The sequence below is a fragment of the Leucobacter sp. GX24907 genome, from assembly GCF_053567335.1.
In genome coordinates, this window is the sequence record NZ_JBSGPD010000001.1 from 309,003 (window position 1) to 325,178 (window position 16,176).

14 protein-coding genes are annotated in these 16,176 nt (G+C 61.5%); 12 read left to right on the forward strand and 2 right to left on the reverse strand.

Features of this window, described 5'->3' with window-relative positions; translation table 11 throughout:
- The first annotated feature begins 7 nt into the window (after positions 1-7).
- From ACUYV6_RS01585 to ACUYV6_RS01600, 4 genes are read left to right on the forward strand one after another with little or no spacing between them, the layout of a single operon-like run.
- Positions 8-412, forward strand: coding sequence for a nuclear transport factor 2 family protein (locus tag ACUYV6_RS01585; RefSeq protein ID WP_449276893.1), 405 nt, complete (start codon positions 8-10; stop codon positions 410-412).
- Between the two features lie 48 nt (positions 413-460).
- A complete protein-coding gene (locus tag ACUYV6_RS01590; RefSeq protein ID WP_449276894.1) occupies positions 461-1,759 on the forward strand; it encodes an NAD(P)/FAD-dependent oxidoreductase in 1,299 nt (432 codons plus the stop codon).
- Between the two features lie 12 nt (positions 1,760-1,771).
- Entirely contained in the window at positions 1,772-2,989 is a 1,218-nt protein-coding gene (gene hutI, locus ACUYV6_RS01595) for an imidazolonepropionase (RefSeq protein ID WP_449276895.1), read from the forward strand.
- Between the two features lie 50 nt (positions 2,990-3,039).
- Positions 3,040-3,825: an SDR family NAD(P)-dependent oxidoreductase gene (locus ACUYV6_RS01600; RefSeq protein ID WP_449276896.1), complete on the forward strand. Its 786-nt coding sequence runs from the start codon at positions 3,040-3,042 to the stop codon at positions 3,823-3,825.
- A gap of 289 nt (positions 3,826-4,114) precedes the next feature.
- On the opposite strand, the gene ACUYV6_RS01605 is transcribed toward ACUYV6_RS01600, so the two are convergent.
- Positions 4,115-5,167 (reverse strand): NADP-dependent oxidoreductase, encoded by a 1,053-nt coding sequence (locus ACUYV6_RS01605; RefSeq protein WP_449276897.1) that lies wholly within the window; start codon positions 5,165-5,167, stop codon positions 4,115-4,117.
- Positions 5,168-5,359: 192 nt separating this feature from the next.
- Here ACUYV6_RS01605 and hutH point away from each other — a divergent pair, with 192 nt between their 5' ends.
- From hutH to ACUYV6_RS01640, 7 genes are all read left to right on the forward strand, one after another.
- On the forward strand, positions 5,360-6,892 hold the full coding sequence (hutH, locus tag ACUYV6_RS01610) for a histidine ammonia-lyase (RefSeq protein WP_449276898.1): 1,533 nt from the start codon (positions 5,360-5,362) through the stop codon (positions 6,890-6,892).
- 305 nt (positions 6,893-7,197) lie between these two features.
- Entirely contained in the window at positions 7,198-8,139 is a 942-nt protein-coding gene (locus ACUYV6_RS01615; protein ID WP_449276899.1) for an ABC transporter substrate-binding protein, read from the forward strand.
- Between the two features lie 309 nt (positions 8,140-8,448).
- Positions 8,449-9,246, forward strand: coding sequence for an amino acid ABC transporter permease (locus ACUYV6_RS01620; RefSeq protein WP_449276900.1), 798 nt, complete (start codon positions 8,449-8,451; stop codon positions 9,244-9,246).
- Positions 9,243-10,010, forward strand: coding sequence for an amino acid ABC transporter ATP-binding protein (locus ACUYV6_RS01625; protein WP_449276901.1), 768 nt, complete (start codon positions 9,243-9,245; stop codon positions 10,008-10,010). Before ACUYV6_RS01620 ends, ACUYV6_RS01625 begins: the two co-directional genes overlap by 4 nt.
- A 51-nt stretch (positions 10,011-10,061) precedes the next feature.
- A complete protein-coding gene (locus ACUYV6_RS01630) occupies positions 10,062-10,850 on the forward strand; it encodes an alpha/beta fold hydrolase (protein WP_449276902.1) in 789 nt (262 codons plus the stop codon).
- A 151-nt stretch (positions 10,851-11,001) separates the two neighbouring features.
- The gene (locus ACUYV6_RS01635) at positions 11,002-12,207 is read left to right on the forward strand and encodes an allantoate amidohydrolase (RefSeq protein WP_449276903.1); all 1,206 of its coding nucleotides are present in this window, start codon (positions 11,002-11,004) and stop codon (positions 12,205-12,207) included.
- Entirely contained in the window at positions 12,204-13,502 is a 1,299-nt protein-coding gene (locus ACUYV6_RS01640) for a formimidoylglutamate deiminase (protein ID WP_449276904.1), read from the forward strand. The genes ACUYV6_RS01635 and ACUYV6_RS01640 overlap by 4 nt, the downstream gene beginning before the upstream one ends.
- A gap of 29 nt (positions 13,503-13,531) precedes the next feature.
- On the opposite strand, the gene ACUYV6_RS01645 is transcribed toward ACUYV6_RS01640, so the two are convergent.
- Entirely contained in the window at positions 13,532-14,086 is a 555-nt protein-coding gene (locus ACUYV6_RS01645) for a HutD family protein (protein ID WP_449276905.1), read from the reverse strand.
- Between the two features lie 109 nt (positions 14,087-14,195).
- Here ACUYV6_RS01645 and ACUYV6_RS01650 point away from each other — a divergent pair, with 109 nt between their 5' ends.
- Positions 14,196-15,581, forward strand: coding sequence for an MFS transporter (locus ACUYV6_RS01650; RefSeq protein ID WP_449276906.1), 1,386 nt, complete (start codon positions 14,196-14,198; stop codon positions 15,579-15,581).
- Positions 15,582-16,176 lie beyond the last annotated feature (595 nt).

Sequence of the window (16,176 nt, forward strand, 5' to 3'; positions counted from 1 at the left end):
AGAGAATATGACTGTGTCCGTTGACGTGGCAAGAGAATGGTTCGAGAGCTTCGGTCGCGTGTGGAAAGCGAAGGATGCTCAAGCTGCGGCAGACATTATGACCAACACGGCGAGCTACCGTAACACCCCGTTTCTGGATCAACCGTATGTAGGGCGAGAAGCCATCGAGGGCTTCTGGGTGGCTGCCCTTGAGAATGTACAGGATGTCGACTTCAGGTATGGGCGGCCGGTGGTCCAGGACGACCGGGTGGCAGCAGAATGGTGGGCGATCATCACGCCGGTTCAGGGTGAACCGTTCACGCTCGCCGGCAACTTCCTCCTGGAGTTCGTCGGCGAGAAGGTGAGCGACCTTCGGGAATCATTCGTCAAGCAGCTGGGAGTTCACCATCCGCATCCGGGATGGGGCGAGTAGCCTCACGCCCACGACTACGAGTTCACTGATTGCAAAGGAGCAGCAGACATGGGTGTCGAGAAGCGGGTCGAGGTCCTGATCGTCGGGGCAGGAGTGATAGGCGCGAGCGCCGCTTTCGCCCTGGCCAAACGAGGCTATGGCGTGCTCGTTGTCGACCGTAATAGCGGGGTGGGCGACGGCTCGACCGGCACCTCGGCGGGCATCATCCGCGTCCACGCGAGTGATCCGCAGAGTTCAGCCCTCGCGGCGGACTCGCTGGAGCTCTGGAAACGGTGGGCCGAGTTCGTCGAGGCAGACGCCGGGGAGGCTATCGCTCGCTTTGAACAGTGTGGAACGCTGCTTCTCGACACTGGTGAGGGTCCGGTCAGGCGAACGGTTGACGCGATGCGCGACTCAGGGGTTGCGTATGAGGAGTGGACCATCGAGCAGACGGGGGACCGGTTCCCCTACCTCGACCTCCACAGGTTCGGGCCCCCGGTTTCCGTTGAGGACGAGGCCTTTTGGAAGGAACCCGAGGAGTACCTGGCTGGGGCCGTCTACACCCCGCAGTCGGGCTTCGTCAGCGACCCAACCCTCGCCGCGTCCAACCTCATGCGTGCGGCTCAGCGACGCGGGGCCGAGTACCGGCCGTCCGCGGCTGTACAGACCATCGATCGCGAGGGGCAACAGGTGATCGGTGCGACCCTCGCCGACGGTACGGAGATTCGGGCGGAACTCGTGCTCCTGGCAATGGGACCGAATACGGACTCGATTCTGCAGTCGATTGGTGGGAATGAGGACTTCAGGATCCGCACCCGTCGGATCCGGGAGGAACTGCTCCATGTGCCGGTGTCTTCGGCGATCGATGTCGCGCTTCAGGGGGTGCATCTCGTCGATGCGGACCTCAACATCAATTTCCGGCCGGAGAGCGGCAACGCATTGCTCGGCGGAAGCAACGGGGATCTTGCCGCTGAGCAGACGATCATCGAGGATCCCGACGATTTTGACCGCACGGTCAGTCCGGAGGCCTGGGAGCGAGCGACACTCAGGCTCGCGCGACGCATACCCGACCTCGGCATTCCTCGCTCGCGCAGCGGTGTTGTCGGGCTCTACGATGCCGCGGAGGACTGGCTGCCGATCTATGATCGCACCTGCTATGACGGTCTCTTCGTGGCGATGGCGACCTCTGGGACCCAGTTCAAGACTGCGCCGCTCGTCGGCGAAATGTTGGCTCACATCATCGAGAACGAGCGGAACGGTATCGATCACCGAACCGTTCCTTTCGAGAACCCTTTCGGGGAGCGGAGCTTCTCCACAGCGCAGTTCTCAAGACTGCGGGAGCCTCAATCAGGGCAGACACGAGGATAGGACGGAACTCGCATGGCAGAATCGCGGGCTACGCTCATCGATGGAATACGAGAGCTCACCACGAACGATCCCGAGAACGATGGACAGATTCTCGATGCGGCCCTCGTGCTCGAGGATGATCGAATCGTCTGGGTCGGACCGTCGTCAGCTGCACCCAGCGCTGACGAGCGAGTTGACGCCGGCGGACGCGCGGTGCTCCCGGGCTGGGTTGATTCGCACACCCACATGGTGTTCGCCGGTGATCGTTCAGCGGAGTTCGAGGCCCGGATGGCTGGTGAGCCCTATGCTGCGGGTGGGATAAATGACACTGTTCGTGCCACGCGCCAGGCCAATGACCGTACGCTCGAGAGGAATCTGGAGAAGCTCGTCCGCGAAGCCAGGAGGAACGGGACCACGACGATAGAGACCAAGACCGGCTACGGACTGACAGTGCCGGATGAAGTGCGCTCCGCGTCCATCGCAGCCCGACATGTCGATGCTGTCACCTTCCTCGGAGCCCATGTCGTGCCGCAGGAATGGCAGCCTGACAAGTACCTGGACCTCGTCGTCGGGGAGATGCTCGAGGCAGTCGACCCGTACGTCTCCGCGGTCGACGTGTTCTGCGAGGCAGGCGCATTCGACGCCGCGGCCACCCGGGAGGTGCTGACCGCGGCGAAGTCTCGGGGAATCGCGCGGCGGGTGCACGGTAATCAGCTTGAACATGGCCCTGGCGTGCAACTCGCGGTCGAGTTCGGTGCGCTCAGTGTCGATCATCTGGGCTTCCTCACAGCGGAGGATATCGATGCACTGGCGTCATCGTGGACGGCACCGGATCGAGGCACGGTCGCCACAGTGCTGCCCGCTTGCGATCTCTCCACCAAGATGCCGCTGGCTCGTGCGCGCGAGCTCATCGATGCCGGCGTCATCGTAGCTATCGCATCGAACTGCAACCCCGGCACCTCGTTCACCTCGTCCATGAGCTTCTGCGTGTCGACCGCAGTGCTGCAGATGGGGCTTTCGGTGAAAGAAGCGGTCTCCGCGGCGACGCTCGGGGGCGCAATCGCACTGGGCATGAACGAGGACGGCTGGACGAATCCCCGAGGCCAAATCCAACCGGCCGTGGGGATGATCCGGGCTGGAGCCCGCGCTGACCTGCAGATGCTCGATGCGGTATCGATCGCGCACCTCGCCTACCGGCCAGGCATGGCTTTGACATCTGCAGTCTGGCGAGCCGGTGTACGTGAGCGCTGAAAAAGGACCCCGCCACTCTGGCTGGGCAGACGGTAGGAAAAGGAGAAACAGTGACCTATCTGGCACCGAATCTAGAAGGAAAGACCGTGCTCATCACAGGAGCTGCTGAGCGTGCAGGAAGACAGTTCGCTGTGAGATTCGCCGCTGCCGGAGCTGCGGTGGTGGTGAACCACCTCGGACAGTCGCATCTTGCCAATGAGACAGTGCAAGCCATCGCGGATGCCGGTGGCCAGGCGATCTCTATTGAAGCCGACGTATCGAACGTTCAAGAGGCCAAACGTCTCGTCGCCGAGTCCGCGGCATGGAAGGGTGATCTGAGCGTGCTAATCCACAACGCCAGTTCGCTCCGTGCGAAGGAATTCGAAGACGTGACGGAGGACGATTTCGATGCTTCGTTCGGCGTGAACATCCGCGGGCCGTTTTTCTTGAGCCAAGCCGCCGCCGAGGTGATGCTCGCGCAGGGGCACGGCCGAATCATCGCACTGGTAGGAAATTCTACGAACGAGGCCTGGCCAAACCTGATCCCGCACAGCCTGTCGAAGACGGCGTTGATCCGCCTTATGGAGCAACTCGCCGTCGCGCTCTCCCCGGTGGTGCAGTGTAACGCTGTGGCTCCAACGCAGTTCTACCGATCCGACGACGGAACCAACGATGCGCTCCGCGAGTACCGTGGCGAGCCGCTTGTGGACGGCGACACGTATCGTGTCGGCAGCCGGTACGAGTTCAAGAACGGCGATGCGAATGATGTCGCCGAGACGCTGATGTACTTGGCCAGCTGCTCTGATTACCTGAACGGAACCGTGATCCGCCTGGACGGCGGCAAGGCGCTCTACTAGGTGGGCTGACCCGAGCCGTTCGCATTTGCCGCCGCCCGACTCCAGTTCGGGCGGCGGCAAATACCGAGTACGCCGACTCGCCCTCCTGGTCGTGAACCGGCCGATCAGCCGCACGACCGAACATCTCTGGGGACGGCCCGAAACCGCTCAGCCAAGTCCCGCGGAAGTTGACAGGAGGGCAATCGCCGGTCGATGGCTTCTCGCACCTGCGTGAGAGCCCAAAGCGACTTGCGCGTGAGCGGGTGTACCGGGTGTCGGCCTCGGTGCGCAAAACGGCGAGTCCGCATTGTCAGATCGCGTCCGCGCCCTTACCTAAGGCCATGGGCTCCTCCGAGACCCGCACGATGAGTTTGCCGAAGTTGTCGCCGTTCAGCATTCCGATGAACGCTTCGGGTGCCCGTTCGATCCCTTCGACGATGTCCTCCTTGTACCGGATTTTTCCCTCGGCGAACCAGCGGCCCATGTCCTCCTCGAACCGAGCACGATGCTCCTCACCGAAATCGCGCTGGGTAAAACCCTGGATGAGAAGCCGCTTCACATTGATCGCGGTCATGAGCTGGGGCATGCGACTGTGGCCGGCCAGCGTCTCGGTCTCGTTGTAGTGCGCGACGAGCCCGCACACCGGGACACGAGCGAAGTCGTTGAGGTGGCCGAGCACCGCCTCCCAGACTTGCCCTCCGACGTTCTCGAAGTATACATCGATGCCGTTCGGCACGGCTGCAGCGAGATCCTCCTCGAACGAGGCCGAGCGATGATCGATCACGGCGTCGAATCCCTGCGCCTTCAGCCAATCGACCTTCCGGGCGCCTCCTGCGATGCAGACGACGCGCGCACCGAGCAGTCCGGCGATCTGCGCCACTGCCGATCCGACCGGTCCCGTGGCCGCGGCGACCACCAGGGTTTCACCCGGCTTCGGCTTGCCGATCTCTGTCAGTCCAAGGTAGGCGGCGAAGCCCGGCATCCCGAGCACTCCGAGCGCCGTGGTGATCGGAGCGAGCCGGGGATCGATAGGGCGCAGTTCCTCCGCCGCCATGACAGCGTGCGTCTGCCAGCCGGATTTCGAGAAGACGAGATCCCCCGTGCGGAACCGGGGAGAGCGAGTGTCGATGACCTCGCTGACTGTGCCGCCCTCCATGATCCCACCGATGGGAACAGGGGTCGCATACGACTTCGATTCGTTCATTCTACCGCGCATATACGGGTCGAGCGAGAGGTAGACGGTTCGGAGCAGTACCTCGTTCTCTCGGATCTCGGGCAGTGTTCGCTGTTCGATGCGGAAGTGCTCAGCAGACGGGCGCCCGGTGGGGCGCGCGGCGAGGACGACGGCGGTGCTGAGGGTCATGTATTGAATCCTAGGACAAATCTTGCACGTTTGCATACGGCTTGATACAGTAACGTCAGTTCATGAATGAAAAGTTTCATTCGTGGGCTGGCCGACAGGGACGTCAGCCGCCACCCTTCCCCGGGCCCGTCGATCAACGTCTCACGAGGCCGAACACGAATGTGTCGCATCTCTTCAAGACAAGGGGAAAATATGCCTACAACGATCAAGATATCCGGGGACTTTCTGAGCCTCGACGATATTCGCCCGGTCTACGAAGGACCCGTGCGTGTCGAACTCACCGACGCTGCGCGCCACAATCTTCAGAAAGCACACCAGGTCATTCTCGACGCGATTGCGCGCGGTGACGTCGTGTACGGCGTGAATACCGGATTCGGAAAGCTTGCCGACCGTCGGATCTCCCCCGACGATCTCGCCGAACTGCAGCGCCGTTCCGTGCTTTCCCATATGGTCGGCGTCGGGGAACCACTTCCGGACGAGACGGTTCGGGCGATCATGGTCATCAAGCTCATCGGATTGGCCCGCGGACACTCTGGGATCAGAGTCGAGGTAGCGGAGCTGATCGCAGCGCTCATCAATGCGGACGCGCTGCCAGTCGTGCCCTCCCAGGGGTCAGTGGGTGCCTCTGGCGATCTCGCGCCACTGTCCCATCTGGTTGGGGCCATGATGGGCGAGGGAAAGATCAGGATCGAGGGGGAGACCTATGGCGCGCGCGATGCACTCGCGCGCGTCGGTCTCTCGCCGGTGGTGCTCGGGCCGAAAGAGGCCGTAGCGCTCATCAACGGCGTGCAGGTGTCGACGGCCATCGCCCTGCGCGGGCTCTTCGGTGCTGAAGCGGTCTTCAACGCGGGCCTTGCCGCCGGTGCGCTCACCCTGGAGGCGACAGCGGGCCGCCCAGTTGTGCTCGACGATCGCATCCAGCAGATTCGCGGGCATCATGGACAGATCAGAGTGGCGGGCGCCCTGCGCCGACTTGTCGAAGACAGTTCCGTGCTCGGGAAAGAATTTGAGGGCCGACGGCTGCAGGATCCCTATTGCCTCCGTTGCCAGCCGCAGGTTATGGGAGCGGCCTGGGATCTGCTCGGATTTGCGGCCAGAACCCTCGAGACGGAACTCAACGCAGTTTCCGATAATCCGCTCATGTTCCCTAAAGATGACGTAGTGCTCTCCGGCGGTAACTTCCATGGGCAGCCGGTGGCGTTCGCCGCTGACATCATCGCACTGGCCATCTGCGAGATCGGATCCATCTCGGAACGACGGCAGGCCATGCTCATGGATGCGTCGATGAGCGGACTCGCGCCGTTCCTCGTGGGGAACGCTGGACTGAACTCGGGATTCATCATGGCCCAGGTGACGAGTGCGGCGCTGGTGGCAGAGAACCGATCCCGGGCGACGCCCAACAGCGTGGATAGCATCCCCACCTCTGCCGGACAGGAAGACCATGTGAGCATGGCGACACACGCCTCCGTGCGTCTTGGTCAGATGGTTCGCAATGCGGCCTATGTGGTCGCGATCGAACTACTCTCAGCGGCGCAGGGATTGGACCTGCGCAATGACGGCGATGCCGCGCCAGCGAATCGCCCCAGCTATGAACTTGTCAGAAGCAAAGCTGACTTCCTGACCGATGATCGGATCATGGCCGATGAGATGGAGGACCTCGCCGCCGAGATCCTCGGAGGAGCATTCCTGCCAATTGTGGAGCTTCCCTTGGAGATTACCGCCTAGCCCCGGGGCGTGGTCCCATGCGCCATTGAATCGAACTATCCACTCTGAGAGAAGGGCACAGTTATCCGGCGGCAACTACATTCAAGATCTTGAGTCCAAGAGAATCGGGTTACTCTAGCGATCCCGATTCCCCTGATTTGCGGAAAGACCACTGCTGGCCTTATCGCTCGGTAACGATGTTGTCACATAAGCGGAGCTGGTGAGCACCGGTCTCGCGTGATTTGCATGAACTTGTCACATTTACTTGTACGAATGAATGGTTTTGTTCATTCGATTTTAGAACGATGCATACTTAGGAGTTCTCAATGACGAAACTTCAAACAATCGTGACCACGGTTGCCGCGGTCGCGGCTGCGACGCTTTTGCTGAGCGGCTGTACAGCGGGAGACGATTCCTCAGAGGGAGAAGGGAAAGATCTCGTAGTCCCAGAACTGTTCGAGCTCCTTCCCAAAGACGTTCAGGAAAGCGGCACCCTGGTCATCGCGACCGATCCGCAGTACCCGCCCTGCGATTTCACGAATGACAATGGCGAGATCGATGGCTTCAATCACGACCTTCTGATGGCTATGGCCCCACGGCTCGGCGTGGAGATCAAGCAAGAGGCGATTTCGTTCGACGGGCTCTTGCCTGGGGTGGAGAGCGGTCGCTTTCACGGTGCTATGGAATGCATCACTGACAATGAAGAACGACAGAAGACCGTGAAGTTCGTCGACTACGCATACGCGACCAAGAGCATTATTACGACCACGGAGAACCCGAAGCGGATCGAGGAGAATCCGCTGTCGGCATGCGGACTGAAAGCCGGAGTCCAGACCGGAACCGAGTTCGTCGAGGACGCGGCGTTCTTCACTGAGAACTGCGAGGCGGAGGGGCAGAAGGCGCTTCAGATCACCAACTTCCCGACCGCTGGCGATCAGAACACTGCCCTCCAGTCTGGGCAGATCGACTTCGCATTTACGAACACCGCAACCGGCGTCTGGCAGGCGAAGACGAGCGACGGGTTGTTCGAAGTAATTCCGAGCCCGTTGCTCTCCCGCACCTATGTCGGCATCGTGGTTGGCTCCGAAGAGGAGGGCCTATCAGAAGCGATGCTTGGTGCCCTCGAGGAGATCATCGCCGACGGCACCTATGAGGAGATCATGAATGACTGGGAGCTGACGGACATCATGCTACTCGAGCCTGGCATCAACCTCGCAACCGCTCGTCCTCTGGAGCTGCCTGAGCTCTGCGGTTCCTGCGATCTCTGAGCGATCGAACCGGCCAGGACACATGTGTCCTTAACGGGTGAGCGCATATGAAGTCTTCTCGCGGCGTGCAGCGACGTGGTGGAAGCCCGTCGGCTTTGCGCGCCGCGAGAAGACGGCCGTTCCTATGTTCGCGTATACCCACTGCCGTTTCGATCCGCAAAGTCAGCCTCCTGCCAACCCATCATCCCGTTGATACCTACGCATACGAAAGACGGTACGTCTGTGACACACTCGATAACCGGGGTCGAAGTTAGCGACCCATTCGCAAAGCCGGTTCCGCGGAAACACCCGAGCTACTGGATCAGCGGTGTGGCGGCAGCCATCCTTACAGGTTTCCTTCTGTACTCCCTTGCCACTAATCAGAATCTTCAGTGGTCGTTGGTATGGCAATACATGTTTTCGAAGCCGATCATGGAAGGCCTCTGGGTCACCGTCCAGCTTTCGGTCATCTCACAGATCCTTGCGTTATTGATCGGGTGCATCCTAGCCTTGCTTGGTGAGTCGAAGAATCCGGTTTTCCGAAGCTTCGTGAAGGCATATGTCGGCTTCTTCCGCGGTCTGCCACTGCTCGTGCTCTTGCTTATCTGCTTCAACGCGGCGCTGTTTCTTCCCCGCATCGGCTTCGGAGACTTCAGCTGGGACACCAATACACTCATCACCGGTTTCTCCGCAGCGATTATCGGCTTGTCCTTGCATGAGGCTGCCTTCATGGTCGAAATCATTCGAGCAGGTCTACTCTCTGTGCCTGTCGGGCAGCGGGAGGCAGCACAGAGTATTGGTATGAAGCGTGGGCTCATGATGCGGACGATCGTGGTGCCTCAAGCGATTCGTGTCATTATTCCACCCACGGGCAACCAGTTCATCAGCCTGCTCAAAGCGAGCGCGCTCGTCGCCGTCATCGGCGGCGGCGATCTTCTCACGCGTGCGCAGCAGATCTACGGTTCCAACTTCAAGGTCATGCCGCTGTTGATCGTCGTCAGCATCTGGTATCTCCTCATCGTCACACTCGCAACGTTCGGTCAGCACTTCCTAGAGAAGAAGTACTCGCTATCTGGCGGACCGCAGCGGAAGAGCAATGTCTCCCGGAATGCAGAGGAAGAAGCATGAGCCAGCAGCCGCTCGTCAGCATCAGGAATGTCGTCAAGAGCTACGGAGAGGTCGAGGTTCTGAAGGGCATCGATCTCGACGTATTCAAGAACGAGGTGCTGTGCCTTATAGGCCCCTCCGGATCCGGCAAGAGCACTCTGCTCAGGTGCGTGAACCATCTTGAGCGAATCAATGGCGGCTTCATCACGGTGGACGGGGAGTTCGTCGGGGCCACCGTAAAGCATGACGTTCTGCACGAGGCGAGCGAGGCGGAGGTCGCTCGGCACCGTGAGCAAGTAGGCATGGTCTTCCAGCATTTCAATCTCTTCCTCCATCTGACTGCCTTGGAGAACGTGACCGTGGGGCTCCGGAAAGTTAGGGGCATTCCGAAACGCGAGGCATCGGAGCAGGCCCGAGAAGCCCTTGCCGAGGTGGGACTCGCGCACCTCGCGGACTCGTATCCGAGGCATCTCTCCGGTGGCCAGCAGCAGCGGGTCGCCATTGCTAGGGCTCTCGCCATGGAGCCCAAGTTGATGCTCTTCGACGAACCGACCAGTGCCTTGGATCCCGAACTCGTAGGCGAGGTGCTAGCAGTCATGCGCCGAGTCGCTGAACGAGGTATGACGATGATCGTCGTGACGCATGAGATGCGGTTCGCGAAAGATGTCGCGGACCGAGTCGCCTTCATGGATCAGGGAAAGATCGTTGAGCTCGGCCCCGCGGAGCAACTCATCGATAGGCCAACCTCGGACCGTACGAAGGCGTTTCTGAAGCATGTTGGTTAGACGGCGATGCTCACGTGGGCGACGATCGTCGCATCTGAAATGGAGGAATAGGTGAGTAAAGTTGAGCTTGCGTTTTCTGCTGCTGAGGGGCCGGAGGGGGCGCCGTATCTGCTCCTCGGTCATTCACTCGGCACCTCGAGCTACCTGTGGGATCAGACGAGGGTGGAACTCGCGAAGCACTTTCGAGTCGCGCCCTGGGAGCTGCCAGGTCACGGTGCCGCGCCTCCGGCTCGGACTGCCTTCTCCGTTGAGGAGGTCGCGAAGGAAATCATCGCCCATCTCGACGGAGTCGGTGTCGAGAGAGCGTACTATGCTGGAGTCTCCTTCGGCGGCACCGTCGGCTTGGAGCTTGCGCTCTCCTATCCGGAGCGGATATCCGCCGTTGCGATCATCTCATCGGGCGCTCGCGTCGATGATGTGGCGGCCTGGTACTCTCGAGCGGCCGCGGTGCGGCAGGACGGGACCCGCTCGCTCGTGCAGGGCTCGCGCCAACGCTGGTTCGCGGATCTGGCACGCAGGTCTCACGCCGATCGCGTGGACGCGCTGCTTCAGACTCTCGAGGGCACCGACGACGCGAGTTATGCTCGGGCCTGCGAGGCGCTCGCCGACTATGACGCGATCGACCGGCTCGATCAGCTCGAGCCTCCTGTGCTCGCAGTATGGGGAGAGGAAGACGCCCTCGTGCCCGAGGCGAAGCTCCGCGAGATCTCCGATCGCGCTCGGCGCGGGCACTCCGCCGGCATCGCGGACGCGGCGCACGCCGCTCCGTTCGAGCGGCCACAAGCGGTCGCCGAGCTGCTGGTGGCATTCTTCTCAGGGCTTTCGAGACCGGAGCGCTGAAACATCACCGCACATCAACCGTCCCATTCAGAAAGAACACCTTTCGCCACATGATCATCGACTCGCGCGTCCGTCGCGCTGTTCCGTGCCATCCGCCCACGTCCACACGCCCGCATGAGGTCCTTCGCGAGGGGAGTTTCAATTGTCTGTGATGAGCCGACTGGAAGAGATCCAGGACATCGGCCGCGATTCGCTTCGAGGCGGGTACTCGAGGCATCTGTTCGAAGAGCCGGAGCTCGAGCTGCGTCGCTGGTTCCAGCGATCTGCGCAGCAACTCGGGCTCTCGGTCGAACTGGACGGGAACGGGAATCTCTGGGCCTGGTACGGAGAACCGGGCCCGGGGGCCATCGTCACAGGGAGCCATCTTGACTCGGTTCCGGGTGGAGGCGCGTACGACGGCCCTCTCGGAGTCGTGAGCGCGCTGGAAGCGATCGAGATCCTGCAGGCTGACGGGTGGCGGCCGTCTCGACCGGTGGCGATCTGCGTGTTTGCCGAGGAAGAGGGGAGTCGGTTCGGTGTGCCGTGCCTCGGCTCACGCCTCATGGTCGGCGAGATCAGCCCCGACGATGCGCTGAGTCGATCAGATCGCTCCGGAGTTACGTTGAGAAGTGCGTGGCACCAAGCGGCTCTCGACGTCAGCAGAGTCGGCGCAGATCCGGAGCGCCTTGAGCGGATCGGGGCCTTTATCGAGCTCCACGTCGAGCAAGGGGTCGACCTGGAGGAACGGGATCTCCCGCTTGCAGCCGCATCGACGATCATCCCGCACGGGCGATGGCGGCTCACCATCATGGGTGAAGGGAATCATGCCGGTAGCACCCCTATGGGGCATCGGAGGGACCCCGTTGTCGCGGCGTCTGCCGCGGTCCTCGCGATCAAGGAGGTGGCTGAGCGGCGACGGGCCGGCGCGCGTGCCACGGTGGGGAAGATGAGTATCACCCCCAATGGAACCAACGTGATCGCATCTCAGGTGGATCTTTGGGTTGACATCCGAGCCGACACCGACGAGGCAGTGCGGGAGCAGCTCGCGGAGACCGTGGCGTTGGTCGAGCAGAGCACCGGCTGCCAGGGCTGCGAACTCAAAGTGCTGGAAGAATCCTTCACCCCAATTGTAAGGTTCGACCGACAGATCACCACGAGGATCGTCGAGTTGCTCGACGGCATCCCGGCGATCTCCACCGGCGCGGGGCACGACGCCGGCGTGCTCTCAGCGTATGTGCCGTCTGCCATGCTCTTCGTTCGCAACCCAACGGGAGTCTCCCACGCGCCGGGGGAGGGTGCACGGAGCGAGGACTGCGAGCGTGGGGCTCGGGCCTTGGCCTTGGTGCTGAAGAATCTGGCCGAGGAATCGCCGAGATGATTCCGATGATCAGATCCTTCCACTGTGAAACGGCGCTAATCGAGGGCTCGTTCGCCGACCAGGTTCGCCTGGTGTCCAGCGGTGGGCGGATCACTCAGATCGAAGTCGGTTCACCCCCGCTTGCGGCCGACATCAGCCTCGGTCTCGTAGTCCCGGGGTTCGCGAACGCGCATTCGCATGCTTTCCATCGTGGTCTGCGCGGACGCACCCATGACCAGGGAGGTAATTTCTGGCGGTGGCGCCTGAAGATGTACGATCGCGCGGCCCAGCTCACGCCGAGCAGCTACCGTAATATTGCGGAACAGGTGTTTCTCGAGATGCGAGATGCTGGCTACACAGCGGTGGGGGAGTTCCATTATTTGCATCATGGCGTCGGAGGGGAACCCTATCCGAATCATGACATGGAGCTTGCGCTCGTAGAAGCTGCCCACTCCGTCGGGCTGCGCCTCGTGCTGCTCGACGCTTGCTACCTCCGTGGGGGTGACGCCCAGCCCCTAGCTGCGGAACAGCTGAGGTTCGGCGACGGCTCAGCAGATCATTGGTTGGACCGATGGCATGACCTCAGATCGGCCATCGAATCTTTTGGAAGTCCGCTCGTCTCGCTCGGAGCCGCCATCCACTCGGTCCGGGCTGTGAGCGCTCAGGACCTGGCGGTGATCTCTCAGGGACTCCCTGATGATGTTCCCGTCCATGCACACGTTTCCGAGCAGCCAGCGGAGAACGAATCGTGTCGCGCCGAGCACGGCATGTCCCCAACCGAACTCTTCGCGCGACACGGACTGGTGAACTCAAGGTTCTCCGCTGTTCACGCGACCCACCTCTCGGAACGGGACATCGAACTGCTCGGCGGGGCCGGCGCAAATATTGTTATGTGCCCGACAACCGAGGCCGATCTGGGTGACGGTATCGGACCCGCTCCAGAGCTCCTCCGTGCAGGTGCCGAGATATCCATCGGCTCCGATCAGCATGTCGTCATCGATCCCTGGGAAGAAGTCGCAAGACTTGAGTTCGATCAGCGTCTGAAGAGTCGACGTCGAGGGGTGTTCCCACTCGAAACGCTTTGGGCCGCCGGTTCGAGCGGCGGTTACAGTGCGCTGGGCCTCATCCCGAGCTGGAATCGCGTGCCCGGTTTCGAGATCGGCGCGCACCTCGACGCGGTGGAGGTCGACTTGCTCTCGAGACGGGTGACTGGTGCCGAAGCCAAGCAGCTGCCCCTGGTCGCGAGATCTGCAGATGTCACCGCCACGGTCGTCGGCGGGAATCTGACCCGGCCCGGAGACTCACCCCGGGAATGAGGCGCCGCCGATCAGCTAGGGGATTCCGATCAATTGCGCGAAAGCCGATCTTCGACCACGCATACCAGCGCCCACAGCGCGACGTCGTGCGCGTCTGCAGTCGGGCTTCCGGAGAAGACGTCCATCGCATTGGTGCCGGTCCCATGTTTCAGTGCGATGCGGACCGGCGCGCGGGCGAACTCAGGGTCGTCCGGCGTTGCCGCCCGCAATGTCACCACCTGCGAGCCATTCCTCTGCGATATGAGGTTCACCGCGTGGCAGGGCGTCGACAGTCCGATCAGACTCGTCGCGCTGTCTCCGGAGAAGACCAGAGGCCGTGCTTCCGGAACATGATGGTGGACCCCGTCAATGATCAGTTCGCAGTCGCCGCCGACAGGGACGAAGGTCCTCAAGAGGGATGGGAAGGGGGAGAACTCGGACGTGGTGGAGAGCTCTGCCACGCTGAGGCGCCAGCGAGGCGAGCCGGGCGTCAGTTCTGCACTCGCTGCGTAGGAGAAGACCTCTCTGGTGCTACCCCGCCCGTTCTCCCACGGCTGCGACTCGAGGCGGTTTATCTTGATGTGTCGTTCCCACATGCTAGTCATTCCTGTTACGATCCGCGAGCGCGCGGAGGATCTTGCGGCGGTCGTCTGCTCGACGCCGTGCGGGTCGGATTCATATCTCCATTATCTTCCGCGCAGAAACGAGGTACAAATGCGCCGCAACACCACGTTGATCGTGGCGCTCGTCATGATCGTGTCGATGCCGGCACTCGATATCGCACTGGTCGTCATGGTGCTTCCCGTCGCTGCGCAGGATTTATTGGCTGAACCCTCCAGCCTGATCATCAGTTCCTATCTGGTGGCGCTGCTGGCCACGACCCTGCCCTGGGGCGTACTCAGCGACCGAGTCGGCCCCCGCACGCCCCTGCTGTTCGGCACCGCACTCTTCATACTCGGGGCGGTGGGCTCTACTCTGTCTGACGAATTCTGGCCGCTCATCGTGTGCCGCGTGGTGCAAGGGGCGGGAGCCGGTTCGATGCAGGCCTTAACCCAGGCAGCGGTTGCTTCGCAGTTCTCTTCGCACGCGTCCCGTGCGAAGGTACTCGCCGTGCTCTCGGCTGCGTGGGGCGGGGCGGCAGTCGTGGCTCCTCTGATCATCAGCTCGATTCCAGGTGGGCAGTGGCGTCTGGTCTTTCTCACGACGGTACCGTTCGGCGTTGTTTCCTTCGTTATACTCCCTTGGGCCTACCGCGCCGAGAAGGTAGTCAAGAGGAAGGGATTTGATCTAGCTGGCATGCTTCTGATTGTCGTGGCTTCGGTATGCCTGGGTGTGGTTGTCACCGAGCCCGAGTTGCCCGTACTTGTGTCGATGCTACTGCTCTTGGCGCTCATTGGACTTCTGCTTATCAGCGTCGAGAAACGGGCGGACGATCCGATTCTTCCGGGGGAACTCATCCGCCACCGGGGATTCCTTTATGCGCTCCTCGCCTCTGTGCTGTTGGGATCGATGCTTATCACGACGAATGTTGCGGCGCCGCTCTACGGACAGATCGTTCTCGGTGTCAGCCCGGCGGTCTCGGGCTGGGTCTATGCAGCACTTTCAGTTGCCTGGACGCTCGCGGCTCTTGCCGCTTCGGCGATCGTCAAACGCTTTGGCATCAGATTCGTAGGGGCCGTGGGCGGATTGACGGTGTGCGCCGGATACGTGCTTCTCCTCGTGCTGGTGCTCCAGGGAGTCGGGATCGGATGGCTGGTCTTTGCAGGATTCGTGGTGGGTGCTGGGCTCGGGCCGCTGGCGAACTCGGTGGTGATCGTGATCCAGGAGATCGCATCGAGTTCGCATGTCGGCATCGCATCATCGCTCAACATGGTGACCCGGGCAACCGGCCAGACGGTGGGGGTTGCCCTGATTGCCGCTGCGACCTCGCTCTCAGCCGTCATACACCAGGTGTCCGCAGTTCAGGCATCAACAGATCCGTCGACGGTGCGGCTGGGCGCCATTATCGCCATTGCGGTAGCCGCATGCATGGCGATCGTGGCGTCTTCGCTGATCTTCGCGGCGAAACCGAACCGCAGGTCAGGTCAGAATGTCGCCTAAACGTGCGTCAGGCCCTACCGATCGAAGGTACTGAGCGAAGAACTCAAGGTATACGGGTTCGGAGAGGTGACTATCGCGGCCTATCCTATGGCATGGGGCAGATCGGCCATCGGGTTCTTTGGGGCGTGGCGGTTCTCGTAGGCCCAGGAGAAGAATGAGGCTAGGACGCAGTAGGTCTTCCGAAGGTATGAGATTGACCACTTTCGCCCGGATTCGCGGAAGAATCGTTCCATTCCTTCCTGAGTTACGCAGTCCGGGTTGGTCGTAGGGAGGTGACGGCAGAGATGTGTACGGCGTTGCGTTCGGTACACCTTGGAGAGTGACGGATCACTGTTGCAGAAGGCTACGAGGAGCTCAGCGATCCACTTCAACCTCCGATCCTGACCCCGCACATTCCCATTAAAGATGTCCGTGACCGACATCTGATGCAAGCCGAAACGCTTTGAGGGTGAGAATTAGATAGCCTGGCGCGTTCTGAGCCAGTCGGAGAGTGGAATCACGTTTTTCGAGAGTCAACTGAAGGCCTTGAATGCGGCGTGATTTCGGCAAAGGCGTGGAGTCGTGAGGTCGCGGGATCGAGCCCCGCCTCAGCTGC

What these genes read in the sequence shown, in the direction of transcription:
- ACUYV6_RS01615 (WP_449276899.1), top strand. Translation starts at nt 7,198, where the DNA reads ATGACGAAACTTCAAACAATCGTGACCACGGTTGCCGCGGTCGCGGCT.
- hutH (WP_449276898.1), top strand. Translation starts at nt 5,360, where the DNA reads ATGCCTACAACGATCAAGATATCCGGGGACTTTCTGAGCCTCGACGAT.
- ACUYV6_RS01645 (WP_449276905.1), bottom strand. Translation starts at nt 14,086, where the DNA reads ATGACTAGCATGTGGGAACGACACATCAAGATAAACCGCCTCGAGTCG.
- ACUYV6_RS01605 (WP_449276897.1), bottom strand. Translation starts at nt 5,167, where the DNA reads ATGACCCTCAGCACCGCCGTCGTCCTCGCCGCGCGCCCCACCGGGCGC.
- hutI (WP_449276895.1), top strand. Translation starts at nt 1,772, where the DNA reads ATGGCAGAATCGCGGGCTACGCTCATCGATGGAATACGAGAGCTCACC.
- ACUYV6_RS01650 (WP_449276906.1), top strand. Translation starts at nt 14,196, where the DNA reads ATGCGCCGCAACACCACGTTGATCGTGGCGCTCGTCATGATCGTGTCG.
- ACUYV6_RS01585 (WP_449276893.1), top strand. Translation starts at nt 8, where the DNA reads ATGACTGTGTCCGTTGACGTGGCAAGAGAATGGTTCGAGAGCTTCGGT.
- ACUYV6_RS01625 (WP_449276901.1), top strand. Translation starts at nt 9,243, where the DNA reads ATGAGCCAGCAGCCGCTCGTCAGCATCAGGAATGTCGTCAAGAGCTAC.
- ACUYV6_RS01635 (WP_449276903.1), top strand. Translation starts at nt 11,002, where the DNA reads ATGAGCCGACTGGAAGAGATCCAGGACATCGGCCGCGATTCGCTTCGA.
- ACUYV6_RS01640 (WP_449276904.1), top strand. Translation starts at nt 12,204, where the DNA reads ATGATTCCGATGATCAGATCCTTCCACTGTGAAACGGCGCTAATCGAG.
- ACUYV6_RS01590 (WP_449276894.1), top strand. Translation starts at nt 461, where the DNA reads ATGGGTGTCGAGAAGCGGGTCGAGGTCCTGATCGTCGGGGCAGGAGTG.